The sequence below is a fragment of the Pseudomonas sp. FP1762 genome, assembly GCF_030687105.1.
GTDB lineage: Bacteria > Pseudomonadota > Gammaproteobacteria > Pseudomonadales > Pseudomonadaceae > Aquipseudomonas > Aquipseudomonas siliginis.
Map to the genome: position 1 here is coordinate 3,917,621 of NZ_CP117458.1, position 24,744 is coordinate 3,942,364.

The following is a 24,744-nucleotide window of genomic DNA, read 5'->3' on the forward strand; positions in this document are numbered from 1 at the left end:
AACTGAAAGTCAGGATGGGATGGTCAGGCCACGAATGACGGCCGGGCGAGCTAGAAACCGCTCCAGCACTCGGGTGACATTGGGGAAATTCTGAATGCCGACCAGATCCCCGGCCTCATAAAACCCGAGAAGATTGCGCACCCACGGGAACGTGGCGATGTCGGCGATGGTGTAGCGCTCGCCCATGATCCAGTCGCGGCCTTCGAGGCGAGTGTTGAGCACATTCAGCAGGCGTTTGCTCTCCTCGACATACCGATCGCGTGGACGCTTGTCCTCGTAATCCTTGCCGGCGAATTTGTTGAAGAAACCGAGCTGGCCGAACATCGGGCCAATGCCGCCCATCTGCCACATCAGCCATTGGATGGTCTCGTAGCGCAGCGCGCCTTCCTGAGCGAGCAGCTGGCCGCTCTTGTCGGCCAGATAAATCAGGATCGCGCCGGATTCGAACAGCGGCAGGGGTTTATCTTCCGGGCCATGCGGGTCGAGGATCGCCGGGATCTTGTTGTTCGGGTTCAGCGAGAGAAATTCCGCCGAGGTCTGGTCGTTGGTGTCGAAACCGACGCGGTGCGGCTCGTACGGCAGGCCGATCTCTTCGAGCATGATCGACACTTTGACGCCGTTGGGGGTCGGCAGGGAGTAGAGCTGAATCCAGTCCGGGTACTGCGCCGGCCATTTCTGAGTAATCGGGAATGCAGACAGATCGGTCATTGGAAGCATCCAGTCACAAATTGAAAACCGATCATAAAGTAGGCCTGCCGCTGCGCCTACACGAACCGTAACATCCTGTCGCTAACCTGCCTGCATGCCCGCAAAGGTTGCCGTTAGAGTGCTGCGCACTGGCCCGGATCGAACCAAACGGGCATTACAGGACTCTGAGTTATGCCTTTCTCGCAGAGGAAGCTGTTTATGACAGGGAAACACCCGGTGCTGGGAGCCCGCGGTGCCAAGGTTTGTCAGCCTTAACCGATTTTGCTGAAGAACCCTCGAATTGATGACGAACCTGATGAGTTTCGCCAAACGTTTCAAACATCGCGCGTACGTGGCCCTGCCCTTCCTGCTGGCAGTCAGCGCGCTTTTTCTGTCCCTCGAATCCAGCGAAAGCCGCGCCCAACCGGCGGACGGCACACAGACGCTGGTGTTCCTGCGCCACGCGGAAAAGCCCGAAGGCGGCCTCGGCCAGCTCAACTGCCAGGGCCTGAACCGCGCCATCGACCTGTCGACGCTGCTGCCGGAAAAATTCGGCAAGGCCGATTACGTGTTCGCCGCCAACCCGACGCGCAACGTCGAGGAAGGCGAGCTGGACAATTCCTACAGCTACATTCGTCCGCTGATGACCATCAGCCCGGCCGCGATCAAGCTCGGCCTGCCGGTGAACATCGAGTTCTCCGCCAACGACACCAGCGATCTGGCCCGCGAGCTGCTGGACGAGAAGTATCACAACTCGACGATCTACACCGCCTGGTCCCACGGTTATCTGCCGGATCTGATCAACAAGGTCGCCGGCAACGCAGTGGGCGAGCGACAAAAGATCACCGATGACTGGGCCGGCGATGACTTCGATTCGCTGTATGTGCTGACCCTGAAGTGGCACAACGGCAAGGCCAGTTTGCAGAGCCACATCTACAAACAGGGACTGGATAACGGCAAGGACACTTGCCCGACCTGAGTTTGTATCGCCTGACCTTGCGTCTTCGCGAGCAGGCTCGCCCCCACAGGGAAACGCATTTCAACTGTGGGAGCGAGCCTGCTCGCGAAGAGGCCATCCGCTTGCGCCTCAAGCCTTCTGACTCACCCTCGCGCGCAAATACTCGATCACCGCCTGACGCTCCCCGGCAAACTCGATCCGCCCGCCCTTCTTCTCGCGCTGGAATACATACATCGGGTCGTAGTACTCACGCAGCAAACCCTCGATCCAGCCGCGATGCAGGTCCACCGCGCCGCTGCGGCCCTGCTCGGCCAGCGCCTGTTCCATCAATGCCAGCATCCGCGAATGGCGCTCACCGCCGAGGCGTTTCTGTACGTTGTTGAGGCTCTCCAGCAGACGTTCGGAAAACAGCGCAAAACCGTTTTCGCCGTGCAGCGAGGCAAATTCCGCCGACAGATCGATGACGTAATCACGCAGGATCCGCTCGACACGATCCTCGAAACGATCTTCCAGCCAGACCATCGGGTACTGCTGCATGCCCTGATACAACGTCAACGGCAAGGCGCAACTGCCGACCACACGGCTCTCGTCTTCGAGCACAAACTGCTCGATCCCAGCATCGCGTTTCTTCAGAAAGTCGATGGCCAGGCGATTCTCGAAATCGATGTTCGACGGCTGCCCGGTGGCGCGTTTGCCGAAACTGGAGCCGCGATGGTTGGCGTGGCCTTCCAGATCCACACCGTTGCGCAACTGCACCAGCACTTCGGTCTTGCCGGTGCCGGTCATGCCGCCGAGCAAAACGAAATCACACTGCGCGACGGCCTGCTCAAGGGTGTCGATCAAAAAGCTGCGCATCGCCTTGTAGCCGCCGCCGACGCGCGGATAGTCGATGCCGGCCTCGTCGCGCAACCATTGCTGGGTGATCTGCGAGCGCAAGCCACCGCGAAAACAATACAGATAACCATCGGGATGAGCCCGGGCGAACTCGGCCCAGGCCTGGATGCGCTCGGCCTTGACTGCGCCGGACACCAGTTGGTGGCCCAGCTCGATTGCCGCCTGCTGGCCATGCTGCTTGTAGCAGGTGCCGATCTTCTGCCGCTCCAGATCATTCATCAGCGGCAGATTGACCACGCCGGGGAACGCGCCTTTGTGAAACTCGACCGGCGCGCGGACATCCATCATTGGCCGGTCGTTGAGGAAAATGTCGCGGTAGTCGGTGCAGTCGCGGAGCATCAAATCACCTCGACCGCGTTCGTCTGTCGCTCAACCAGTTCGCCGATCGGCGCAAGGTTCAGGCCCAGTTCGGCGGCAACGCCGAGGAACTCGTCATTGCCTTCAGGCGTGACCGCAATCAGCAGACCGCCGCTGGTCTGCGGATCGCACAGCACGCGTTTGTGCAGTTCCTGCACGCGGCCAACCTTGCTCGAATAGCTGTCGTAGTTGCGCAGCGTACCGCCCGGCACGCAGCCCTGATCGAGGTAGTACTCGACGCTGTCCAGACGCGGCACGCGGTCGTAGGCGATGCGCGCGGTCAACTGGCTGCCGTCGGCCATTTCCACCAAGTGCCCGAGCAGGCCGAAACCGGTGACGTCGGTCATCGCCGTAACGCCGGCGAGTTTGCCGAAGCGGCTGCCAGGCTTGTTCAGGGTGCACATCCAGTCGCGGGCGACACCGACGTCGGCGGCGCGCAACTTGCCCTTCTTTTCGGCGGTGGTGAGGATGCCGATGCCCAACGGTTTGGTCAGGTACAACAGGCAACCGGCGGTAGCGGTGTCGTTGCGTTTCATGTGGCGCTTTTCCACGAGGCCGGTGACGGCGAGGCCGAAGATCGGCTCCGGCGCATCGATCGAATGCCCCCCCGCCAACGGAATGCCCGCCGCGTCGCACACCGAGCGACCGCCACGAATCACTTCCCGCGCCACTTCCGGCGCCAGCACATTCACCGGCCAACCGAGAATCGCGATCGCCATCAACGGATCGCCACCCATCGCGTAGATGTCGCTGATCGCGTTGGTTGCGGCGATGCGGCCGAAATCGAACGGGTCATCGACAATCGGCATGAAGAAATCGGTGGTCGACACCACACCGCGCTCGGCATCGATCGCATACACCGCCGCGTCATCGCGCGATGCGTTGCCGACCCAGAGTTTTGGATCAAGGTTCTGTGCGCCGCTGCCGGCGAGGATCACTTCCAGCACCTGTGGGGAAATCTTGCAGCCACAACCGGCGCCATGGCTGTATTGGGTCAGACGAATCGGCTCGCTCATGGGAGAGTCTCTGGCAATGAATGGGGCGGATTCTAGCAGAGCGCGAGAGCGCAGATTTTTGTGCTGACCGAGCGGCCCCTTCGCGAGCAGGCTCGCTCCCACATTTGTACGGTGGTCTCCTGTGGGAGCTAGCCCGCTCGCGAAAGCTATCGAACCTGCCTGCACCGCCCAGTCAGCCCCGCCTGCAAACCTCAGCGAAAATCTGCGTAATCGGCCGATGCGGCTGGCGCTTGTGCATCCGCCGCACTTGTTCACTCAGTCGCAACAACTCTTCACTGGGCTTGGCCCATTGCTCTTTCGGCAGCGGCTCGGACCAGGCACGCATGACTTCCGGCAGCGCCTGCTTGCCGATTCTTTCCAGACGGCGCACTTCCCATTCGACCAAACGGTTGGGAATCGTCCATAAAGTCATGACGTGATACAGGTACCAAAAGAACCCCGACAGCCGCGAGCGGTGGCCTTCACGGATCTGCTGATGCATCCGCGCGCGGGCATTGCGGAAAGTGTGCAGGCCTTCGTGGGGCGGGTCGTCCGGGCCTTGCAGGTCTTGCAGGTCCTGAATCGATTTGAGGTCGTTGACTTCGTACTCCATGTAACCGCGAATCGCCTCCCAATGGCTGATCGCGAGCTCCAGGCCGGCGCATTGGAATTCCTGGCTTATGAGGGTTTCACCTTGGTAGAAACCGATGCCCATACCGTATTGGCGATGGATGCCGAACTGGGTGGCGCCCTTGGCTTCGATGATCCAGGCGGACAGCGATTCCCATGGGACAAAGACCGGCTCGATGGCGCCTTCGGGCATGAAGCACACTTCGCGGCGTTGGCGGTTAAAGCGGGTTGGAATGAGGGAGAGGCGTTTTTTGTGGAAGTGATGCCAGACGCCCAGGCCGATCAGTAGAATCAAAGGCTCGGTCAGTAAAGCGCTTTCATATCCTGCTTGGAATATACCCACTATTGATTCCCAAATGAGTGTTGGACCATAGCCGAATACGACACCCAGCATTCCCGTAATCAAGGGGAATATGAAAATGACCATAACCGCTAAACTGACCGGCCCCCCCAACGTCATTTGCCACATAAAAACTTGCGGCTGGCCTAATCCGAAGTCCATGTAAACATCATTGAGCTCACCGATATGTGGACCATAAGGGGGCATCGGTGTGGGCAGTGGCAACGGTGCGAGATAGGTGATCTTTCCGCTTGGAAACGGCTCTACATCGCCCGCTTTTCTGATCACCTCACATTGCGCATCAACAAGAGGCTCATTGTGATTATTCAGCATGGTCAGCCCTTCCGAGGTATTGAGTTTCAACCAGCAGAACCATCGGGTTTTGCTTGACCGACCCGGTAGCAACAACTGAGAAATGGCCGCCACCCCGAGGGTCTCCCACCTCGGCCAAGATCAACCGAAACATCCGCATCCAGCGCGGTCCCCTGTGGGAGCGAGCCTGCTCGCGAAGGCGCTCAAACAGGCAAAAAACCTCCCTCCCTCTGGTCACAAAACTGCTCAACATCAGCACTCAGCCCGCCTGCAAACCTCAGCAAAAATCTGTGTAATCGGCCGATGCGGCTGGCGCTTGTGCATCCGCCGCACTTGTTCACCCAGTCGCAACAACTCTTCACTGGGCTTGGCCCATTGCTCTTTCGGCAGCGGCTCGGACCAGGCGCGCATGACTTCCGGCAGCGCCTGCTTGCCGATTCTTTCCAGACGGCGCACTTCCCATTCGACCAAACGGTTGGGAATCGTCCATAAAGTCATGACGTGATACAGGTACCAAAAGAACCCCGACAGCCGCGAGCGGTGGCCTTCACGGATCTGCTGATGCATCCGCGCGCGGGCATTGCGGAAAGTGTGCAGGCCTTCGTGGGGCGGGTCGTCCGGGCCTTGCAGGTCTTGCAGGTCCTGAATCGATTTGAGGTCGTTGACTTCGTACTCCATGTAACCGCGAATCGCCTCCCAATGGCTGATCGCGAGCTGCAGGCCGGCGCATTGGAATTCGAGGCTGGTGAGGGTTTCGCCTTGGTAGAAACCGATGCCCATACCGTATTGGCGATGGATGCCGAACTGGGTGGCGCCCTTGGCTTCGATGATCCAGGCGGACAGCGATTCCCATGGGACGAAGACAGGTTCGGTGGCGCCTTCGGGCATGAAGCAGACTTCGCGGCGTTGACGGTTGAAGCGGGTTGGGATGAGGGAGAGGCGTTTTTTGTGAGCGTGGTGCCAGACGCCGAGGCCAATAAGAAGGATCAAGGGGCCGCAAATTGATTGGTTCTCGTAACCCGCTTCGAACACACCAACCATTGATTCCCAAATGGCCCCGTTTCCATAGCCAAAAATAACGCCTAGTAACCCTGTAACTAAAGGAAATAAAACGATAATCATAAAGGCGCCTGCGGTTGGCCCACCGAAAATTAGCTGCCACGTAAATACCTCTGGCAATCCAAGCCCAAAGTCCATGTATCCGTCGTTTAACTCTCCGATATGAGGCCCATAAGGCGGCATTGCTGTAGGTAATGGCAACGGTGCGAGATAGGTAATTCTTCCGCTTGGGAACGGCTCTACATCGCCCGCTTTTCTGATCACCTCACTTTGCGCATCAACAAGAGGCTCATTGTGATTATTCAGCATGGTCGGCCCATTCGAGATATTGAGTTTCTACCAGCAGAACCATCGGGTTTTCCTTGACCGACCCGGGAGCAACAATTGAGAAATGGCCGCCACCCCGAGGGTCTCCCACTTTGGCCAAGATCAACCGAAACATCCGCATCCAACGCGGTCCCCTGTGGGAGCGAGCCTGCTCGCGAAGGCGCTCAAACAGGCAAAAAACCTCCCCTCCTCTGGTCACAAAACTGCTCTGCATCAGTCCACAGCCCGCCTGCAAACCTCAGCAAAAATCTGTGTAATCGGCCGATGCGGCTGGCGCTTGTGCATCCGCCGCACTTGTTCACCCAGTCGCAACAACTCTTCACTGGGCTTGGCCCATTGCTCTTTCGGCAGCGGCTCGGACCAGGCGCGCATGACTTCCGGCAGCGCCTGCTTGCCGATTCTTTCGAGTCGGCGCACTTCCCATTCGACCAAACGGTTTGGAATCGTCCATAAAGTCATGACGTGATACAGGTACCAAAAGAACCCCGACAGCCGCGAGCGGCGGCCTTCACGAATCTGCTGGTGCATCCGCGCGCGGGCGTTACGGAAAGTGTGCAGGCCTTCGTAGGGCGGGTCGTCCGGGCCTTGCAGATCCTGCAAATCCTGAATTGATTTGAGGTCGTTGACTTCGTACTCCATGTAACCGCGAATCGCCTCCCAATGGCTGATCGCGAGCTCCAGGCCGGCGCATTGGAATTCCTGGCTTATGAGGGTTTCACCTTGGTAGAAACCGATGCCCATGCCGTATTGGCGGTGGATGCCGAACTGGGTGGCGCCTTTGGCTTCGATGATCCAGGCAGACAGCGATTCCCATGGGACGAAGACTGGCTCGATGGCGCCTTCGGGCATGAAGCAGACTTCGCGGCGTTGGCGGTTGAAGCGGGTTGGGATGAGGGAGAGGCGCTTTTTGTGGACGTGGTGCCAGACGCCGAGGCCGATGAACAGGGTCAAGGGGCCGCAAATTAACTCATTTTCCAATGCCACTTCGAATACACCTACCATTGATTCCCAAATTGCCTCGTTCCCATAGCCAAAAAGAATTCCTAGCAAGCCCGTGAACAAAGGAAATAAAACGAGCACCATAAAAGTGCCTGCGGTCGTTCCGCCGAAAATTAGCTGCCATGGGAATACCTCCAGTGAGCCGAGACCAAAATCCATGTATCCGTCATTGAACGCTCCGATATGAGGTCCGTAAGGCGGCATTGATGTAGGTAATGGCAACGGTGCGAGATAGGTAATCTTCCCGCTAGGAAACGGCTCAATATCGCCCGCTTTTTTAACCCCCTCATATTCCGAACTGGAAAGAGGATTACTGCGATTATTCAGCATGGTCAGCCCATTCGAGGTATTGAGTTTCTACCAGCAAAACCGGAGGATTGTCTTTAACCGAGCCAGGAGTTACTACAGCAAAATGACCGCTATCCAGAGGGTCAATATGAATCACGCGCGTTCTTGACTCCGCCCCACCTTTGCCATTGACGGTCTGGATACATATGGCAAGTTCGAGCGTTTCCTTTGCAGGCGTATAGTCAGAATCGTGACGGATGGGGTACTGAAGACAAAGCACCAAACCATCTGTCGATGACTTCACGATTCGCAGACTGCTCAATATCTCCTCACTAATGACTTCCTTGCGTACTTGCGGCACACCGCGACCATGCAGCGGTGCAACAAGTCTATGGCCACCGATTCCCAAGCGTTGACTCGGTTTACCGTTTAACGGTGGCAGAAGATCATTTAGTGCCAGCCTCGGCAGAACCAAATGGATATCACTGGGTTTGGCGCCAAATAATAAAGTCTTCAGCCAGGTGTCACTGGGATCAGGTCCTGATTGGGCGTAAGGAGCGTGTATCAAAAACGCCAGATAATTTTGATAGTCATCCAGAGAGTGGTCTCCGCGCATCTCGTCATCACGGCTCCAAGGCGTAATTTTCAGCCACTTCTCATGGGCAGAAAGGTTGTAACGATTGAACAGCCAAGTACCGACGAACTCCAGCACGGTGAACAACGCACCGGCCAAATTGAAGCGAAAGAACACTAAAGAAAGACGTGTACCAGCTGCAGCCCAAGCGGCCGTGCGTGCCGAGCTATTAGGTGCAGTGAACACTTTGAAAGAAGCGTAGACAGTGTTACTCGCTCCATATCCGTTAGCTGCAACCATACCTGCAGCGCCCAACGTTGCCAGCGCAGCCGCCCTTTGCTCAGATGGAGTGCCACTGCGGATCGCGTCTTGCCATTTTCGATCCTGGTTTCCGAGGCTGGTAATAGAAGTTCTTAAACCAAAAAAATAAGTAAAAAAGCCCAAACCAACATGCAACTTACCCATTTGCACACGAACCTGTTGCAACGCTTCAAGCTGCAAACTCCCAACTAGACTCGTGCTGCGAGCCTTCAAAGCTGTATCAGCAAGCCCCTGCGCAGCGGTAAAACCCGCCGCGCCTGTCGCGGCAAGGGCCGCGGAAAACTCCGCCCGCTTCTTCCTGTCCCTCGTCTGCTTCATCACCTCTCGATAAGCCCCCACCAAATTCACCACCTGCACCATCACCACCAACAACCCCATCCCCTCCGTCCGCACCAGACTCGCCTTCGAAACCCCCGCCACCCCCGCGCGAATATTCTCCAGCAACCCTCGCAATTCCCCGTGCTGCGCCGGCGGAAACACCACCGTCACGCCCGCTTTCGCCGGGGTGGCGCCATACAGCCGTGCCGAGCGATCCGGCAGTTCGTCAATCGGGCTTAGCGCTGCCGCAAGGCGGCCTTCGAACAAGGCCAGTTGCGTGCGCACGCGGACGATTTCCTGCTGCATTTCCACCGCCCGGGCGGTTTTGTGGCCCTGGCGGTTTTTGTTGTGGGTGAGCTGGTTGCGTTCGCGGTTGAGGGTTTTCAGGTAGTCGCGCTCGCGCAGCACTTCCTTGATCGTGGCTTGCAGCGCCGCTTGTTCCGCCGGGGTGGATACGGTGAAGGTCACGCCGCTGGTTCGCGCGGCGTCGAAGACGCGCAGGCGCAGGGCTTTGGGCAGGCGCTGGAACAGTTCGTCGAGGTCGGGGATTTTCTCGCCGGCGAGATCAAAGCCTTCCAGCGCCCGGCTCAGGCCGAGGTTCAGCGCCGGGCTGTAGGTGTCTTGCACGGCATCGGCGAGGACGCGGCTGTGTGCCGGCAGATCGTCGAGGGCTGGAAGCTGTGGCTGCTCGATGCTCTGCAATTTGGCCAGCCAGTCCGGCAGGTTGTTGAACATCGCCATGCCGGCGTTGAACAGCGTTGAATATTGCCCGGCCTGCTCGGTCTGCAAGCGCAGCGGCAAGGTGTAGAACAACGGGCGTGTCAGTTGCGGGTGCTGCTCGAGGTAACCGAGCATTTGCTCATTGGCCGCGTCGCTACGGCCGATGTCCTTGAGGCAGGCGTATTCGCTGGCGAGCGCCTGATCGATCTGCGCCGGCAGTTGCCCGTCGAAATACCAAGCCGAGCGATGGAAACGCCCGGCGCACAGCAGTTGCGCGCGATCGGCGGTGATGCGTTCGAGCAGGCGATTCCAGCGTCCGAGGTTGTCGCGATGACTGTTCAGCACCTCGTCCATGGCCGGGCGGTCGATCAGGTCGTTGATGCCGCGTTTGCCGCTGAGCAGCGGGCCGTCGAGCACGTCTTTCATGCGTCGGCTCTGATCCTTGCCGAGCTCGGCCAGTGTGCTCAGATGACGCTCGACGAAATCGGCCGGGGCGACTTCAGAAAAATATTCGCGGGTGTAAAAGCGTCGGTCCGCCTCGGCGGTGACGCGAGCGTGCGCGGTGAAATCCGGGGCAACGCCGTCGAAGCGGTTCAGCGCCAGTGACTCGTCCAATGCCTTTTCGCGAAGCTGTTGCAACTCAGGCGTGGCTTCGACTGCAACTGGCTCGACCTCACCACCCTTGTTCAAATAGTCGAGCAGCGCCTGCCGGGTATTTTCCCGATCCGGTTCGGGCAATTGCTCCAGTTCAGCAAACAATGCCTGGGCGCGCGGATCGTCGCTGGCCTTGGCCAAAGTGTCGAAGTCCTGAGATCCGAGCTGGCTCAGCGACTCGATGTAACTGGCCAGCAGGTAGTCGCGCTCGTTGTTGTCGGTGTTGCTCCACTGCTCGATCCAGCCGACCACCAGGTCCTGATAATCAGCCAGATCACGCATCACCCCGAGGTCGTCGTTGACCAGCAGAAACAGCGTGTCGTCCTGATAAGGTCCGCGCACCCGACCAAGAAATTCGCCGATATGCGCCTCGCGAAAACGCCGTGGGTTTTCCCACAAATAAGGTTCTCGCTCATGCTCCGGCGCATCGCTGACCTGCACCGTCGGCATCCGCGTGGCGTCCGCCTCGGCCAGCGGTTTCGCTGTGCAGGCCACTTCCGCCAGCCACTGTTTCGCCTGGGCCACGGTGAGCAGATGCTCGCCGCCGATCAGACAATGCACCGGGCCGAGATCGACCGCCTGCAGGAAGTGCTCGCGCTCCTCCGCGCTGTCCAGCACCTGTCGGCACTTCGCCGCGCTCAACTGCACGTCGGCGAAGGTCACGTAGAGGGTGCTTTTACGCGAGAAGATCAAAGCCGGACGTTCTTCGATGGCGCTGCGCTGCTCCTCGCTGACGCTTTTGCCGCGATGCAGCAATGCGCTGATGACGCCGTCGAGCACGCGGTATTCGTAGAGCTCACCGCTGAGGCTGTCGACGATGTACAGCCAGCCATCGCGCAGGCGGCGGATGCCCATGGGGCGCGTGGTCAGGGTGTACGGCAGCGTGATTTCGGTGCTGGGGTCGAAGGGTTTTTCCACCAGGCCGTACGCGAGGGGCAATAGTTGCACGTGGGTGTTGCGCAAGGGGCAGGCGGCGGGTGCACCAATAGGTGCTTTCGAGGCGGCTAACGCATCGAGGTTGGCGGGGTGGTTCATGATTGATGTCTCTCAGAGGCCCATCGAAAGGCTATTGCAGCGGCAATCGCAACGCGCTCGCCGGGGGATTGCAGCGAAGGTGTGTGCATCAGCTGATGGATCTGCGGATGCCGACTGCACGCTGCATCGTCCAGCCATGCCACCACGTTGGCGTACAGCAGAATCTCGGACGGGCTGCTCAAGGCAAGCTCGCTGGCATGGGCGTGGATGCGTTCCAGCAATTGCCAACGTTCAACTGCCGTGTCCCCGACATGAAAGTCAGGAAAGTGCTTGAGCAGGTGGGTATCGATGTCGAGCAACACTCGCCGCCGATCCACCCGATCCAGCGCGGCATCCTGCTCCGCACTCAACCGATACGGCGCCACCAGCGCCCCACCCTGCCCGTGCCGAGGTCGCTGACAGTGCCAGACTCCCCGCGCGCCATCCGCCGTGACCACGCACCCCAGCGGCCCGAACAGACTCGCATCGCCGCTGGCAAACAGCGCCTGCGCCACGGCGGCATCCGCCAGCCGCAACAACACCGGCGAGCCGACCGGCAACTCGACGATCAGCAACTGACGCAAGTGCGCGACGATTTCATGCGCCGGCGCGGCGCTGAACAACAGCACGCCCCATTCCTGTTGGGCGTACTGGCGATAAAACCGCGCCACCGGATCGTCGGCGTCAGCGAGCGCCACCAGCAGCGGCGAGACGTCACGCAGGGCCGAAAACGGTGGCTGGTCGTACAGCGCAAAAGCGTTGGCGGCGGGGTCGAGCCTTCGCAGTTGCGCCGGCAAATCCGCGATCGTCGCACCGTCGAGCAGCACAAACGCCTGCTGCTCAGCCCACGGCAAACCTTCAGGCCAATCCGTCAAAAGGCTCATGCCTGGGCCGCCTCGCAAATCAGGCAACGCGAGGTCCGCGTGGTCAGCAGCGCATGCCGTTGCTGCACGGCATCGAACGTCGCCTTGAGCAACGGCGCGGCCCCCGGCAGCAAGGGTTCCGCTGGCAGACACACCGTCGGCGCCCCGCCCTGCACCACCGGCACACTGCTGAAAATGCCGGCGGCGCCGACCGTCAGCCAATGCCCGCCAGCAGCCAGAGTGATCTGCAGGCCGCTGTTGAAAACCACCTGCTCGCCCGCGCCGAAATGCAGCTGCTGCGCGGCACTGACGCGCTGGCTGGCGACCCGCACATGCTGCTCGCCCTGCACCCACAGATGATCGTCCTGCTTGAGTTCAGTCAGGCGATTGCCGTGGGTCAGGTGATGTTCCTCGTCGCGCAACTCAAGGCTGGAGACGCCGCCAATCACTTGGCTGTGCAGGTTGTCGATCTGCACACGCAAGTCGTTGAGCACGTGCTGCACCAAGTCGCGCTGCGCCCTGATGGAGATTTCTTCCGCGCCTTGCCGGTCCTCGATGCGCAGTTCGTTGTAACCACCGCCACCGGGACTGCTCTGGCTGCGCCAGATGCTACGCGTCTGTTGCGCCGGCAGGTCCAGTGGCACCGGGGTTTCGGCGTTTGGCAGGCAGGCGAGCACATGCGGTTTGTCCGGATCGCCATCGGTGAACCCCACCAGCACTTCCATACCGACGCGAGGAATCTGCACGCTGCCGTAGCGGTCATGTGCCCAGGCAGTGGCCACGCGCAGCCAGCAACTTGACTGTTCATCACGCTGGCCGTCGCGATCCCAGAGCATTTGCACTTTCACGCGGCCGTAGGCATCGCTGTAGATTTCTTCGCCGGGCGGGCCGGTCACCACCGCCAACTGACTGCCACTGACGCGCGGTTTGACATGCTTGAGCTGCGGGCGAAACACCACGTCCCACGGCGTCGCGACGAAATGGTTGCGATAGCCCTGACTGAAACCATCTGCGTCAGCCTGCTCGGTGAACGCTTCCTCGAGCACTTGCGGCTGTTTGCCGATGTGCTCGACCTCGGTCAGCAACCATAAATCGTTGCAGTCGGCGCGCGAGTAATCCGCCATGGTCATGAAACTGCCACCGCGCATCAGCGCCTGATTGCTACGTCCGTTAGCCAGACGATAGTCGGCACCATGGCGCTCCAGCGCACGCTGGCTGAGGTGCTTGCCGCGCTCGCGATGGGTGAACTGCCCGGGAAACTCATAATCTTCCAGCAGCGGAAACCGCGCTGCACTGACCTTGGCGTCCAACTGCACCGCAGGCTTTTCGAAGTGATAATCGCGGCGCTCGACGAGGTTGGAGCGTGGCTCCAGGCGCACAGTGAACTGGTCGATAACCGGCGCATCGGCAACCAGGCCGTTGCCCTGCAAATAGCGCGTCGTCACGTCGTGTTTGAGGAACGCCGTTTGATCGTCGCCGAACACCAACAGGTGCGCCTCACGGCGGTGACGGAAGTGAAAGTGCAGACCCTCCTCTTCGCACAGCCTCTGGATGAAGTGCAGATCGGATTCCTGATATTGCACGCAATACACCCGCGCCGGGTACTCGGCGCTGAGCTGAAAATGCCAGGCATCGGCCTGCATGCCGTGATCGCTCAACACATTGGCGATGATCTGCGGCACGCTCAGGTTCTGGAAAATCCGCTGATTGCGCCGATGCGCGAGGTAGGCAAGGTGTGGCGCCAGGGTGATCTGGTAACGGCTCAGCCGAACACCGCAATCACCCTGACCGACCCGATAGACCAGCCCGTGCATGCCGCTACCGTCGGCACCGAAACAGAGAAAGGCCGGCCGATGCAGCAAGCCTTCCAGATCCAGATCGGGCCGCTCGCTGACCAGCTCGAGATCCAGTTCATAGGTCTGGTTGAGCACTTCCCGGGTGCGAAAACCGAACACTTGAAGATCGTGGGCAACGCCTTCTATCTCGAGAGTGAAAACAACGGGCCTGCCAGCGATGCGCATCCACCTGTCCCTGTGTCTGAGTGAAAGACGGGACTGTGCAACGGTGCACTGCAATGGGTGAAGTCAGAGGTTTCCCTGTTTTGCCGGTCTGCGAGCGAAAAGGACGTGGCCCACAGAGAAACGCCCGGGGTCCTACGGAAATGATCCCGAATCCTATGCCTTTCCCCTGTGAGAGCGAGCCTGCTCGCGAAAGCGGTGTGTCAGTCGCCGACCGTTTAACTAATCTACCGTCATCGCGAGCAGGCTCGCTCCCACAGGGATTTGCGTGAATCAGGGCAGCAAGATGATCTTGTCGCCACCACCCTGATTGACCTCTGCATAGCGCGCCAGCCCTTCAGCCAGCGGCACTTGCATCAGGCCCTGCGGCAGCGGCAAGCGATCCTCATCGAAGAAGCGCCCGAACTGCTCGAGCATCGCCGCGCACGCCTCAACGCCGTACAACAACGAGTTGATCCCGACCACCGAGCCGCCCTTGCGATACAGCGCCAGCGCCGGCAATTGCACATGGCCGTCGACCGGTGCGGCGATGATGGCGATGCGGCCGAAGGTCGCCAGTGCCGCCACCGAGGCCGGCAGCCAGAAACCGGTGGTGTCGAAAATCACATCGGCGCCGCCGCGATACACCGCATTGACCTGGGCACCGAGGTCTTCTGGCTTATCCAGTTGAATCGTCTGATAGCCCTGCTGCTGCAGATCGGCGACCTGCTCGGGCCGGCGCGCCGCCGCCAGCAATTGCGCGCCGCGCACTTTTGCCAGGGCCAAAGCCGCAGTTGCCACTGCCCCGCCGCCGATCACCAGCAAGCGCGTGTCGGCGCTGACCAGGCTGCGTTCCAGCGCATCCCACGCCGTGGTGTACGGCACGCCAAGGCTGGCCGCCTGAGCAAAACTCAAATGCGCCGGTTTGTGCGACACGCCACGGGCCGGCAGTTTGACGAATTGCGCATGGGCGCCGTCGGCGAAGAAGCCCAGCTCGCGCCCGGTACCCCAGACTTCCTGACCGATCAGTGCTTGCGGCCCCTCGACCACCACCCCGGCAAAATCCCGCCCCGGAACCCGTGGCAGTGTGGTGTAGGGAAAACGCCCGAGGACGTTTTTCACATCGCTGGGGTTGAGCCCGGCAGCCTTGATCTGCACCAGCACTTCATCGGCGCCGGGCACCGGGGTCGGAACGTCGACGAAACGCAGGGAAGACAGGTCGCCGGTCTGATCGAATTGCAACGCTTTCATGGGCACATCCACCGAAAAGAAAAAGGGAAATTCAGGACAACCAGCCAGCGACCAGTTGCCGGCCCAGCGGCCACAACTGCTCACCGGCCAACATGCCAAGCAGACCGACCAGCGCGATGGCCGGTGGGGCGGGAGAACGGAAATCGAGCGCGCCGTAGAGCAGGCCGACGCCCAGGCCGATGGCCAGAGAAATGAGGTAGTTCATGAAAGGAACTCCGCCGCGATAAGTGATGGGCAGAGTCTAGGGAATGAGCCGGAGCGGTATCGGCCAAGGACTTCTGAATTTCGGACAAACCTTCTGCAGCCGCCATAGAACCGTGTGGGAGCGAGCCTGCTCGCGAATGCGGTCTTCCAGTCAGCACTTCATTGCCTGGTGCAAAGCTTTCGCGAGCAGGCTCGCTCCCACATGGATCTGTTCAAGTTGCCGAGAATTGCGAAGGCGCTACGCCAAGTTCCCGGCGAAACATGTCGCTGAAACTGCTCGGTGAATAACCCAGTTCGCGAGCAATGACGCTCACCGCCACGCCCTGAATCAATGCTGCCACCGCCGTCGCCAACTGTACCTGGCGCCGCCATTCGGCGAAGCCCATGCCGAGGCTGTCCTTGAACAACCGCGCCAGCGTACGCACGCTGGCCCCGGCGTTTTCCGCATGCTGCTCGAACGGGATCTCCAGCGACGGCGCGGCCATCACGGCCTGACACAGATTCATCAAACGCCGGTCGGACTCGTCCGGCAGTGGAATCTTCAACTGCGAACGCCTGGCCCGGCGCAGTTCCAGCAATGCCAGCCCGACCAGCGCATCGTAATACTCAGCCTCGCCGTCATCGCCCTGCGCCACCAGCCCGACGATCAACTCGCGCAGCAGACCACCGACTTCAATCACCTGCACCGTCGTATCCAGGGTCGCCGCCAGCGCCGGGCGCAGGTAGATATTGCGCATCTGCAAATCCGACACCACACGAATCCCGTGCGGCACCCCCGGCGGCAACCACACCGCCCGCTGCGGCGGCACCACCAGCGCTTCGTGCGGGGTTTCCACCCACATCACCCCGCTCATCGCATACAGCAACTGCCCCCAGACATGCTCGTGCGGCTCGATGAACAAACCACGCGGATAGGTCCGCGCCAGCGGTTGCACGGGCACATCGGTGTCGGTCAGATCAGGGGGCGCGGCGAGGGCCATGGCGAGCATTCACAGGGGGTTGGCGAAGCCGCCATGGTAACCAGCACGCCGCGCACTCGCCAACGATAGATACCGTCGGACAATCCGAATGAATTTTCCCGGCACAGCGCGATCCGTTTAATACCACAGGGAGGAATTCGGGCTTTATGAACAACGCAAAACTTTACGTCATCGACTACACACTGCATGGCACCCCCAAGTCGTTCATTATCCGCTCGGACAAAATGGACAACGCCGAAGCCTGGCATTGGGCAAGCTGCGACGCGGGCGTGGGTCGCATCCCGCGCTTCGGCCGCGAGAAAGTGCAAAAAACCAGCAAACCGATGGCAGAAAAATTCGGCCTGGAAAACGTCACCTGGCGCCAGACCAACTGACCCCACCGCCTCCACCGCAGGCTTGGCAATCGACAGGGGGAATCGACCGATGACCGACACTTATCACCCGGCCCGACTGGACTACGGCCTGACCACCTTCTTCGGCCAGATCACCAAAACGGTGAATTGCGCAGTCGCACTGGAAACGGTCGCGGATGACCCTTACCGCTTCACCTTGTGCGTCCAGGCACCGGTACCGGAAGACCTCCACCAAGCCAAGGTTGTGGTGGTCAAGGTCGAAGGGCGAACACTGCAAGGCACGGTGAGGCACTTTGAACGACAGGAAGACGACAGTCTGAAAATGGAAGTGGAGCCTGATTAGGCTCCACTTTTTTTTGCCGCGCTTATTTCGGATGAGCGCAACCGCAACCCTTCATCGCACACTCTTCACCGTGTTTGTGGTGATGAGCGCAAGCCTCGCAGCAATAGTGTTTACCGTGTACAGCGTAGGAATGTTCGCCTTCTTTGATCGTGCAGTTGCAGCCCGGGCAGTCGCATTTTTTATCGGACATGGGACAGACTCCTTGCGTAGTGGTTGTCTGAGGCTTGCGATCAAGCCATAAGGGACAGTGTAGAAGGTGGTGTTGCAGGCTGGCCAACTGTTGAGAGATTGGGCGACGCAGAGATGGCTTTCGCGAGCAGGCTCGCTCCCACAGAACAGCAAAAGCAAAAGATCGCAGCCTTCGGCAGCTCCTACACACAATGAGCGCAAGCTCGCGTACCGCCCTTGATCTTGCCGTGCCGGCCCCATCGGCAGGCTGAGTGGAGGGATCGATCCGGGCGTGGGAGCGCAGCGACCGTTTGGCGCAGCCAAACACAGCGAGTGTAGGTGCAGCGAAGCAAACCGGAGCCGCTGCGCCAGGATCGATCCCGCAGCGAAGGAACCCCGAGCCCCAGCGAGCGGGCCGAACGCCGGGGCCAAGCCTTTTGGTTACTTTTTGGCGTCTGAAAAAGTGACCCGCTGTAAGAGCGGAACCGTAATCAGCAACAACCGCAGCAACGGATATGTACTCAAATCCAATCACTCAGAACGCAAACTGCTCCGATACATAAACACCAAAGCCACCGCCAGACACACCATCGCCAACATCCGACTCGGAGACAAGCCGATCGCCGGATTCCCCAACCAGCCAAAATTGTCGATCAACATCCCCATCCCCAACTGCCCGACAATCACCGCCACCGTCGCCACAGCCGTCCCGACCACCGGCACCGCACCCACCATCACCATCATGTACACCACGCCGAACAGCGCCCCGGTCAACTGCCACTTCGGCACCTCAAGCAGACTCACCGCCTGCGCCGGCTCGAAAAACAGAATCAACAACCCGGTCACCACCGCGCCCACCGCAAAGGTCAGCAGACTGCTACGCAGCACCCCCACCGTTTCACCCAGACGACCATTGATCGCGGCCTGCACACTCAACACCGCTCCGGCCAATACCACCACCACCAACAAAATCACCAGACCCATCACTCACCCCCGCGCAATCAGAACCAAAGCCACCACAATCAAGCCCAACGCCAGCCAGCGCTCGCCGTTGACCTTCTTGCGCGTCGCGCCGAACCAGCCGAAATGGTCGATCAGCACACTCTTGCCGACCTGACCGGACAAAATCGCAATCATCGTCATGGCAATGCCGATGTGCGGCGTCGCCAGCGTCAGCACCACCACGTAGATCGGCCCGAGAAAACCGCCGATCAACTGCCAGCGCGGCAGTTCGGTCAGCGCCGGCCCTTTTTGCGGACCGGCAAACAGCAACAGCAAAAACAGGATCGCCGAACCCACGCCGAAGATGCTCAACGTCGCCCACAAATGCCCGACCTGCTCACCCAGCGGCCCGAGCAATCCGGCTTCTACCGACAAGCCCATGCCAGCGAGAATCACCAGCGGCAGCAACAGCAGACGCAACACCGATTTTTTCACCGGTGCAGCAACCACCCCTTCAGCCAACGTCTGCATACATAACCTTCCACGCTCAAAAACAATGGCGCGAATTATCGGCTGGTGCCGCTGTGCGATAAATGGGAGCATCCGGACAACACTTTTGCGCAACACGCACAGCGAGACACGGCATGCACGGGCTCAACGAACTCGGATTCAAAGCGTTAAGGCTGTTTGTGGCGGTCCTCGACCACGGCAGTTTCTCCGAAGTCGCCCGCCGCGAAGGGGTCGCGCCCTCCTCCATTTCGCGGCAGATCCAATTGATGGAACAGGCGCTGAACCAGCAATTGCTCTACCGCCACACTCGCGCCGTCACCCCGACCGAAGCCGGGCGCACGCTCGGCCACCATGCGCGGTTACTGCTGGTGCAATTGGAAGAGGCCGAACAGGCGTTGCAGGAACAGCAAAGCGAACCCACCGGACTGGTGCGCATCAACGCGCCAGTGGTGTTTGGCCAACGCCATCTGACGCCCTGGCTGGGCGAGCTCTGCGCGCGCTATCCGAAGCTGCAACTGGATATCCAGCAAACCGACCATTACGTCGACCCGCTACAGGAAGGCGCCGACCTGCTGTTTCGCATCGGCGCGCTGCACGATTCGAGCATGCAGGCACGCATTGTGGCGCCGCACCGTTTTCAGGTCGCCGCCAGCCCGGCCTACCTCAAACGCCACGGCACGCCGCAGCACCCGGACGAACTCGCGCAACATCAGTGCCTGGCCTACAAAGGCGCGGCCGGTCAGCAGCGCTGGTTTTTCCGCCGCGACGGCGAGGACTGGACGCCATACACGGTCAGAGGCCCGATCACCGGCAACCACGCCGACACCCTGACCCAGGCCGCTCAGCAAGGCCTCGGGCTGGTGATGTTTCCGTCGTGGCTGATTGGCGAAGCGGTGCGCGAGGGCACGCTGGTGCCGGTGCTGAGGGAGTATCAGGTGTCGAACAGCCTGGAACCGCAGCAGATCGCCGTGCTGTGGCCGGGGAGCCGACGGCTGTCGGTGAAGGTGAGGACGGTAATTGATTTTTTTGTCGAGTGCTTTGGCGAGATTCCCTATTGGGACAGAGCCTGAAGATCAAGAGCCCCCTCACCCTAGCCCTCTCCCTGAGGGAGAGGGAACCGACCGAGGTGTCCCACCTACTGCATCGACCTGAAAAACCGCGTCGATTATGGATTCAAAGCAGGACTTTCAGGTCGGCGTAATCCCGCAATATTCCCCAATCGGTTCCCTCTCCCTCTGGGAGAGGGCTAGGGTGAGGGGCTTTTCAGGCCATCAGATACGGAACTGCCCCACCAGCTTGCCCAACCGCTGCCCCAGCTCCGCCAGACTGCGCGACGTTTGCGCGCCCAGTTGCGTTTCATCGGCGACGCTGTCCACCGCCACGGCAATCTGATGCACGCTGCGGTTGATCTCTTCGGCCACCGCCGTCTGCTCTTCCGCTGCGCTGGCGATCTGCGCGTTCATCGAGTTGATCGTCGCGATCAACTGCGCCATGGCGTCCAGCGATGCACCGGCCTGATTGGCTTGCTGCGAAGTGCCGTCGCCGGCCTCGCTGGAACGGCGCATCGCTTCGACCGCCTGCTGCGTGCCGGCCTGCAAGCGGTCGATCATGCCCTGGATTTCCTGGGTGCTGATCTGCGTGCGGCTGGCCAGCGCGCGTACTTCGTCCGCAACCACCGCAAACCCGCGCCCGGCCTCACCGGCACGTGCCGCTTCGATCGCGGCGTTGAGCGCCAGCAGGTTGGTCTGCTCGGCAATCGAACGAATCACCCCAAGCACGCCGACGATCGAACTGACGTCCTGCTGCAGGCTGTCCAGCGACACGCCGCTGTTGCGGATGTCGTCGACCAGTGCATGAATCTGTTTGATGCTGCCCGCGACCACGCGCTTGGCGCTCTGGCCTTCTTCGTCGGTCTGCTGAGCGGCGACGGCGGCGTTTTGCGCGCTCTTCGCCACTTCCTGAGCGGCGGCGGACATTTCGTTGATCGCCGTGGCGACCTGATCGGTTTCGTGGCGCTGACGCTCCATGGCCTGATCGGAACGCTGCGCCTGTTCCGAGACCTGGGTGACCAGACCGGTCAGTTGCGTGGTCATCTCGGTGATCTGCCGCACCAGGCCGTGGATCTTGTCGACGAAACGATTGAACGAGCCGGCCAGTTCGCCGAGTTCGTCCTGGCTGGTGATGTTCAGGCGCCGGGTCAGGTCGCCCTCGCCCGCCGCGATGTCGTCGAGGTTGGCTTTCATCAGGGTCAGCGGGCGCAGAATGGTGTTGGCCAGCAGCATGCCCGCCGCCGCGATCACCAACAGCACCAGCACCGCAACGCCGACAATGCTCAGCACCACGCCTTGCACGCGCTCCTGCACTTGCGCCTCGACCTGCGCCACTTGCGCTTCGATGCCGTCGAGGTTGACCGAAGTACCGACCGCCATGTCCCACTTCGGCAGGTATTCGGTGTAGCCGAGTTTCGGCACCAGCACCTTGGCGTTACCCGGCAGCGGTGAGCTGTATTGCAGATAGTGGGTGCCGTCCTTGGCCACTTTGACCAGGCCGAGGTTGACGTAGACGCCGTTCGGATCGCGGTTGTCCTTGAAGCTTTTGCCCACGCCGTCGGGGTCGTTGGCCTTGAACAGGCGCACGGTTTCGGAGTCGTAGCCGAAGAAGTAGCCATCCTTGCCGTAGCGGATGCCCGAGAGCAACTTGATCGCCTGCGCCCGCGCCGCGTCGTCGCCCGGTGCGGCGGCGTCGTACAGCGGTTTGATCGTGGTCATGGCCACGGCGACGTAACTTTGCAGGGTGGCTTTGGCGTCGCTGAGCAGCCGCTCGCGGGTCTGTTCGACCTCCTTGCGCGCCTGTTCCTGGAGGATGAACAGCGTGGTCACGCTGATGACCAGCGCAAAGAGCAGCACCGGCAGAACGGCAAGGGACAGGACTTTAGCCTTGAGACTCAGGCGCATCGGGGGACTCACTCTTTTGATTTTGTTGGCGTGGTTAAAGGCTTTAACGGCACGCCGGGGCAAAAGTTGAGTCTTGAAACATCGCCGCCCCCCCTGTGGGAGCGAGCCTGCTCGCGAAAGCGTTGGCTCAGCAACCTGTGTGTCGACTGACACGACGCCTTCGCGAGCAGGCTCGCTCCCACATGGGGCAATTGTGGATTTTTTAGAGAACCATCGCCGCCACCCAGCCAAACACCAGCAGCGGCAGGTTGTAGTGCAGGAAGGTCGGTACGACGGTGTCCCAGATGTGGTGATGCTGGCCGTCGATGTTCAGGCCGGAGGTCGGGCCGAGGGTCGAGTCCGAGGCCGGTGAACCGGCATCGCCCAGCGCACCGGCAGTGCCAACGATGCAGACGATGGCGATCGGGCTGAAGCCCAGTTGCACGCACAACGGCACGAAAATCGCTGCGAGAATCGGCACGGTGGAAAACGACGAACCGATGCCCATGGTCACCAGCAAGCCCACCAGCAGCATCAACAAAGCCCCGACGCCTTTGCTGTGATTGATCCAGGCCGCCGACGATTCGACCAGCGTCTGCACCTGCCCGGTGGCCTTCATCACTTCGGCAAAGCCTGAGGCGGCGATCATGATGAAGCCGATCATCGCCATCATCTTCATGCCTTCGGTGAACAGGTCATCGGTCTCGCGCCATTTGACGATGCCCGACACCGAGAAAATCAGGAAGCCGACCAGAGCGCCGATAATCATCGAGTCCAGCAGCAACTGCACCACGAATGCCGAAGCGATGGCCACACCGGCGATCATCAGGCTCAGCGGGTTGTAGTGCACCGCCGTCTGCTCGACCTGTTCGATTTTGGCCAGGTCATAAACGCGCTTCTTGCGGTAGCTGATGAACGCGATCGCCAGTCCGAAAACCATGCCCAGCGCCGGAATGCCCATGGCGTGGGTGACATTGATGCCGCTGATGTCGACACCGCTGCGGGCGACGTTGGCCAGCAGGATTTCGTTGAGGAAGATGTTGCCGAAACCCACCGGCAGAAACATGTACGGGGTGATCAGGCCAAAGGTCATGACGCAGGCGATCAGACGGCGATCGAGTTGCAGCTTGGTCAGTACATATAGAAGTGGCGGCACCAGCAGCGGAATGAACGCGATATGGATCGGCAGGATGTTCTGCGAGGCAATCGCCACCACCCACAGCAGGCCGATCAGCAGCCATTTGACGTTACCGCCGCCGGTTGCGTGCTGCCGATCCACCATGGCCAGGGCCTTGTCGGCCAGCGCATGGGCCAGACCGGATTTGGCAATCGCCACGGCGAACGCGCCGAGCAAGGCGTAGGACAACGCCACCGTCGCGCCGCCGCCCAGGCCGCTGTTGAACGCCTTGAGTGTTGCGTCGATGCCCAGACCGCCGGTCAGGCCACCGACCAGCGCCCCGACGATCAGCGCGATCACCACATGCACGCGCGACAGGCTGAGGATCAGCATGACGCCGACGGCTGCTATGACTGCATTCATTTCACTACCTCAAAAAACACTGCGGGTGAAAACACACCGCCAGACAGGATGAGTCCGCCCGGGGTTGGCCGGCGGATTTGTATGAAGGGTCTTATTAGAGGGCGCGCACTGTGCCGCAGAGTGGCGGCGCTGTCAAAGCCCTGTGGCGAGGGGATTTATCCCCGTTGGGTGGCGAAGCCGCCCCCGGCAAACTTTAAATCAACCCTGTACGCAGGTGTCACGACTGCTTCGCAGCCGAACGGGGATAAATCCCCTCGCCACAGGACCACAGGACCACAGGACCACAGGCCCCGCATGCGGCAATCGGTCATATTGCGCTCACGGCATAAAGAAAGCCGAAACGCGGCCGCTACAGTGCAAAGTCTCAGATATTTATCGGATAAGGATGTTTTCCATGTCGCTCAGACAACTTTCCATCCAGTGGAAAATCACCCTGCTCGCCGGCCTCTGCCTGGCCGGTATCGTGACCCTGTTGGTCGGTCTTTCGCTGTATCGCATGGAACACAGCTCGGCGCTGGTCAAGGCCTCGAGCATGGAGATGCTCACCGAGTCGGCGCAGGCGCGGATCGAATCGCAAGGTGAAGTGCAGGCCGCCGGCATTCGTCAGCAATTCATGGACGCCTATCAGTACGGCCACGGTTTCTCGCGGCAGGTACTGTTTTTGCGTGAGCAGGCCGAGAAGCGCTTTCTCGATGCCTTCGACCTGCGCGAGGACATGACCCGTCAGGTCAAATCCGCGCTGCAAGCCAACCCGGACCTGCTCGGCCTGTCGCTGGTGTTCGAAGCCAATGCGCTGGACGGCAAGGACGAACTGTTCGCCGATCAGGCTGAACTGGGCAGCAACGACAAGGGCCGTTTCGCCCTGTACTGGTCGCAGCCGACCCCGGGCAAAGTCACTTCGATGGCGCTGCCGGAAAGCGACATGAGCGACACCAGCACCGGCCCCAGCGGTCAGGCTGCGAATGCCTGGTTCACCTGCCCGCGCACCACGCTCAAACCCTGCGTGATCGAGCCGTACTTCTATGTCATCGATGGCCAGAAAGTGCTGATGACCAGCATCGTCTTCCCGCTGCAGGTCAATGGCAAAGTCATCGCCTCGCTGTCGGTCGACATCAACCTCAATAGCCTGCAAGCGATCAGCCAGAACGCCAGCCGCAAGCTTTACGACGGTCAGACCGCCGTCAGTATTGTCAGCCCCGCCGGCCTGCTCGCC

General features: G+C 60.5%; 21 protein-coding genes and 1 pseudogene. 4 read left to right on the top strand and 18 right to left on the bottom strand.

What is annotated here, in order from left to right; genetic code table 11:
- Positions 1–9 precede the first annotated feature (9 nt).
- Positions 10–708, bottom strand: coding sequence for a glutathione binding-like protein (locus PSH90_RS17360; protein ID WP_122611212.1), 699 nt, complete (start codon positions 706–708; stop codon positions 10–12).
- 283 nt (positions 709–991) lie between these two features.
- Between PSH90_RS17360 and PSH90_RS17365 the strand changes: the two genes are divergently transcribed.
- Positions 992–1,666: a histidine phosphatase family protein gene (locus tag PSH90_RS17365; protein WP_305381147.1), complete on the top strand. Its 675-nt coding sequence runs from the start codon at positions 992–994 to the stop codon at positions 1,664–1,666.
- Between the two features lie 108 nt (positions 1,667–1,774).
- On the opposite strand, the gene mnmH is transcribed toward PSH90_RS17365, so the two are convergent.
- From mnmH to PSH90_RS17420, 11 genes are all read right to left on the bottom strand, one after another.
- Positions 1,775–2,878 carry a tRNA 2-selenouridine(34) synthase MnmH gene (gene mnmH / locus PSH90_RS17370; RefSeq protein ID WP_073471374.1) on the bottom strand — a complete coding sequence of 368 codons (1,104 nt, stop codon included), beginning with the start codon at positions 2,876–2,878 and terminating at the stop codon, positions 1,775–1,777.
- Positions 2,878–3,912 (bottom strand): selenide, water dikinase SelD, encoded by a 1,035-nt coding sequence (gene selD / locus PSH90_RS17375; protein ID WP_056788639.1) that lies wholly within the window; start codon positions 3,910–3,912, stop codon positions 2,878–2,880. The genes mnmH and selD overlap by 1 nt, the downstream gene beginning before the upstream one ends.
- Positions 3,913–4,084: 172 nt before the next feature.
- Positions 4,085–5,224 (bottom strand): hypothetical protein, encoded by a 1,140-nt coding sequence (locus tag PSH90_RS17380; RefSeq protein WP_305381148.1) that lies wholly within the window; start codon positions 5,222–5,224, stop codon positions 4,085–4,087.
- 201 nt (positions 5,225–5,425) lie between these two features.
- The gene (locus tag PSH90_RS17385; RefSeq protein ID WP_305381149.1) at positions 5,426–6,541 is read right to left on the bottom strand and encodes a hypothetical protein; all 1,116 of its coding nucleotides are present in this window, start codon (positions 6,539–6,541) and stop codon (positions 5,426–5,428) included.
- Positions 6,542–6,772: 231 nt separating this feature from the next.
- Complete coding sequence (locus PSH90_RS17390; protein ID WP_305381150.1) at positions 6,773–7,888, bottom strand: hypothetical protein; 1,116 nt, start codon at positions 7,886–7,888, stop codon at positions 6,773–6,775.
- Entirely contained in the window at positions 7,878–11,468 is a 3,591-nt protein-coding gene (locus PSH90_RS17395) for a toxin VasX (RefSeq protein ID WP_370695105.1), read from the bottom strand. The genes PSH90_RS17390 and PSH90_RS17395 overlap by 11 nt, the downstream gene beginning before the upstream one ends.
- Entirely contained in the window at positions 11,465–12,331 is an 867-nt protein-coding gene (locus PSH90_RS17400) for a DUF4123 domain-containing protein (protein ID WP_150634879.1), read from the bottom strand. Before PSH90_RS17400 ends, PSH90_RS17395 begins: the two co-directional genes overlap by 4 nt.
- Positions 12,328–14,331 (bottom strand): type VI secretion system tip protein TssI/VgrG, encoded by a 2,004-nt coding sequence (gene tssI / locus PSH90_RS17405; protein ID WP_305381153.1) that lies wholly within the window; start codon positions 14,329–14,331, stop codon positions 12,328–12,330. The genes PSH90_RS17400 and tssI overlap by 4 nt, the downstream gene beginning before the upstream one ends.
- Before the next feature lie 270 nt (positions 14,332–14,601).
- Complete coding sequence (locus PSH90_RS17410; RefSeq protein WP_305381155.1) at positions 14,602–15,558, bottom strand: zinc-binding alcohol dehydrogenase family protein; 957 nt, start codon at positions 15,556–15,558, stop codon at positions 14,602–14,604.
- A 31-nt stretch (positions 15,559–15,589) separates the two neighbouring features.
- Positions 15,590–15,763 carry a DUF1427 family protein gene (locus tag PSH90_RS17415; RefSeq protein WP_073471384.1) on the bottom strand — a complete coding sequence of 58 codons (174 nt, stop codon included), beginning with the start codon at positions 15,761–15,763 and terminating at the stop codon, positions 15,590–15,592.
- Between the two features lie 211 nt (positions 15,764–15,974).
- Complete coding sequence (locus PSH90_RS17420) at positions 15,975–16,751, bottom strand: helix-turn-helix transcriptional regulator (protein WP_305381156.1); 777 nt, start codon at positions 16,749–16,751, stop codon at positions 15,975–15,977.
- 137 nt (positions 16,752–16,888) lie between these two features.
- On the opposite strand from PSH90_RS17420, the gene PSH90_RS17425 reads away from it, so the two are divergent.
- Both PSH90_RS17425 and PSH90_RS17430 read left to right on the top strand, forming a co-directional pair.
- Complete coding sequence (locus PSH90_RS17425; RefSeq protein ID WP_016775403.1) at positions 16,889–17,116, top strand: DUF6555 family protein; 228 nt, start codon at positions 16,889–16,891, stop codon at positions 17,114–17,116.
- Positions 17,117–17,165: 49 nt separating this feature from the next.
- Complete coding sequence (locus PSH90_RS17430) at positions 17,166–17,438, top strand: hypothetical protein (RefSeq protein ID WP_071172989.1); 273 nt, start codon at positions 17,166–17,168, stop codon at positions 17,436–17,438.
- A 22-nt stretch (positions 17,439–17,460) separates the two neighbouring features.
- Here the strand turns inward: PSH90_RS17430 and PSH90_RS17435 are convergent, their stop codons facing one another.
- The 3 genes from PSH90_RS17435 to PSH90_RS17445 all read right to left on the bottom strand — a co-directional run bounded on the left by PSH90_RS17435 (position 17,461) and on the right by PSH90_RS17445 (position 19,079).
- Complete coding sequence (locus tag PSH90_RS17435) at positions 17,461–17,628, bottom strand: metallothionein (RefSeq protein WP_016775405.1); 168 nt, start codon at positions 17,626–17,628, stop codon at positions 17,461–17,463.
- 509 nt (positions 17,629–18,137) lie between these two features.
- Complete coding sequence (locus PSH90_RS17440) at positions 18,138–18,590, bottom strand: DMT family transporter (RefSeq protein ID WP_095182148.1); 453 nt, start codon at positions 18,588–18,590, stop codon at positions 18,138–18,140.
- Positions 18,591–18,593: 3 nt separating this feature from the next.
- A complete protein-coding gene (locus tag PSH90_RS17445) occupies positions 18,594–19,079 on the bottom strand; it encodes a DMT family transporter (protein ID WP_252884527.1) in 486 nt (161 codons plus the stop codon).
- A gap of 113 nt (positions 19,080–19,192) precedes the next feature.
- Between PSH90_RS17445 and PSH90_RS17450 the strand changes: the two genes are divergently transcribed.
- The gene (locus PSH90_RS17450; RefSeq protein ID WP_095182150.1) at positions 19,193–20,128 is read left to right on the top strand and encodes a LysR family transcriptional regulator; all 936 of its coding nucleotides are present in this window, start codon (positions 19,193–19,195) and stop codon (positions 20,126–20,128) included.
- 201 nt (positions 20,129–20,329) lie between these two features.
- Here PSH90_RS17450 and PSH90_RS27545 read toward each other — a convergent pair whose 3' ends face one another.
- The 3 genes and pseudogenes from PSH90_RS27545 to PSH90_RS17460 form a co-directional block, all read right to left on the bottom strand.
- Positions 20,330–21,151, bottom strand: a complete 822-nt coding sequence (locus PSH90_RS27545; RefSeq protein ID WP_370695145.1) for a methyl-accepting chemotaxis protein — start codon at positions 21,149–21,151, stop codon at positions 20,330–20,332.
- An 84-nt stretch (positions 21,152–21,235) separates the two neighbouring features.
- Positions 21,236–22,012 (bottom strand): annotated as a pseudogene (locus PSH90_RS27550) (cache domain-containing protein); the annotation flags it as partial.
- A gap of 202 nt (positions 22,013–22,214) precedes the next feature.
- Positions 22,215–23,531: a Na+/H+ antiporter family protein gene (locus tag PSH90_RS17460; protein WP_056791374.1), complete on the bottom strand. Its 1,317-nt coding sequence runs from the start codon at positions 23,529–23,531 to the stop codon at positions 22,215–22,217.
- Positions 23,532–24,744 lie beyond the last annotated feature (1,213 nt).

Bases quoted from the DNA above. Each gene is read 5' to 3' on its own strand.
- PSH90_RS17390 (WP_305381150.1), bottom strand. From the start codon at position 7,888: ATGCTGAATAATCGCAGTAATCCTCTTTCCAGTTCGGAATATGAGGGG.
- PSH90_RS27545 (WP_370695145.1), bottom strand. From the start codon at position 21,151: ATGACCACGCAACTGACCGGTCTGGTCACCCAGGTCTCGGAACAGGCG.
- PSH90_RS17450 (WP_095182150.1), top strand. From the start codon at position 19,193: ATGCACGGGCTCAACGAACTCGGATTCAAAGCGTTAAGGCTGTTTGTG.
- PSH90_RS17410 (WP_305381155.1), bottom strand. From the start codon at position 15,558: ATGAAAGCGTTGCAATTCGATCAGACCGGCGACCTGTCTTCCCTGCGT.
- PSH90_RS17440 (WP_095182148.1), bottom strand. From the start codon at position 18,590: ATGGGTCTGGTGATTTTGTTGGTGGTGGTGGTATTGGCCGGAGCGGTG.
- PSH90_RS17460 (WP_056791374.1), bottom strand. From the start codon at position 23,531: ATGAATGCAGTCATAGCAGCCGTCGGCGTCATGCTGATCCTCAGCCTG.
- PSH90_RS17360 (WP_122611212.1), bottom strand. From the start codon at position 708: ATGACCGATCTGTCTGCATTCCCGATTACTCAGAAATGGCCGGCGCAG.
- PSH90_RS17365 (WP_305381147.1), top strand. From the start codon at position 992: ATGACGAACCTGATGAGTTTCGCCAAACGTTTCAAACATCGCGCGTAC.
- PSH90_RS17425 (WP_016775403.1), top strand. From the start codon at position 16,889: ATGAACAACGCAAAACTTTACGTCATCGACTACACACTGCATGGCACC.
- PSH90_RS17435 (WP_016775405.1), bottom strand. From the start codon at position 17,628: ATGTCCGATAAAAAATGCGACTGCCCGGGCTGCAACTGCACGATCAAA.
- tssI (WP_305381153.1), bottom strand. From the start codon at position 14,331: ATGCGCATCGCTGGCAGGCCCGTTGTTTTCACTCTCGAGATAGAAGGC.
- PSH90_RS17420 (WP_305381156.1), bottom strand. From the start codon at position 16,751: ATGCTCGCCATGGCCCTCGCCGCGCCCCCTGATCTGACCGACACCGAT.
- selD (WP_056788639.1), bottom strand. From the start codon at position 3,912: ATGAGCGAGCCGATTCGTCTGACCCAATACAGCCATGGCGCCGGTTGT.
- PSH90_RS17385 (WP_305381149.1), bottom strand. From the start codon at position 6,541: ATGCTGAATAATCACAATGAGCCTCTTGTTGATGCGCAAAGTGAGGTG.
- PSH90_RS17400 (WP_150634879.1), bottom strand. From the start codon at position 12,331: ATGAGCCTTTTGACGGATTGGCCTGAAGGTTTGCCGTGGGCTGAGCAG.
- PSH90_RS17430 (WP_071172989.1), top strand. From the start codon at position 17,166: ATGACCGACACTTATCACCCGGCCCGACTGGACTACGGCCTGACCACC.
- PSH90_RS17395 (WP_370695105.1), bottom strand. From the start codon at position 11,468: ATGAACCACCCCGCCAACCTCGATGCGTTAGCCGCCTCGAAAGCACCT.
- PSH90_RS17445 (WP_252884527.1), bottom strand. From the start codon at position 19,079: ATGCAGACGTTGGCTGAAGGGGTGGTTGCTGCACCGGTGAAAAAATCG.
- mnmH (WP_073471374.1), bottom strand. From the start codon at position 2,878: ATGCTCCGCGACTGCACCGACTACCGCGACATTTTCCTCAACGACCGG.
- PSH90_RS17415 (WP_073471384.1), bottom strand. From the start codon at position 15,763: ATGAACTACCTCATTTCTCTGGCCATCGGCCTGGGCGTCGGCCTGCTC.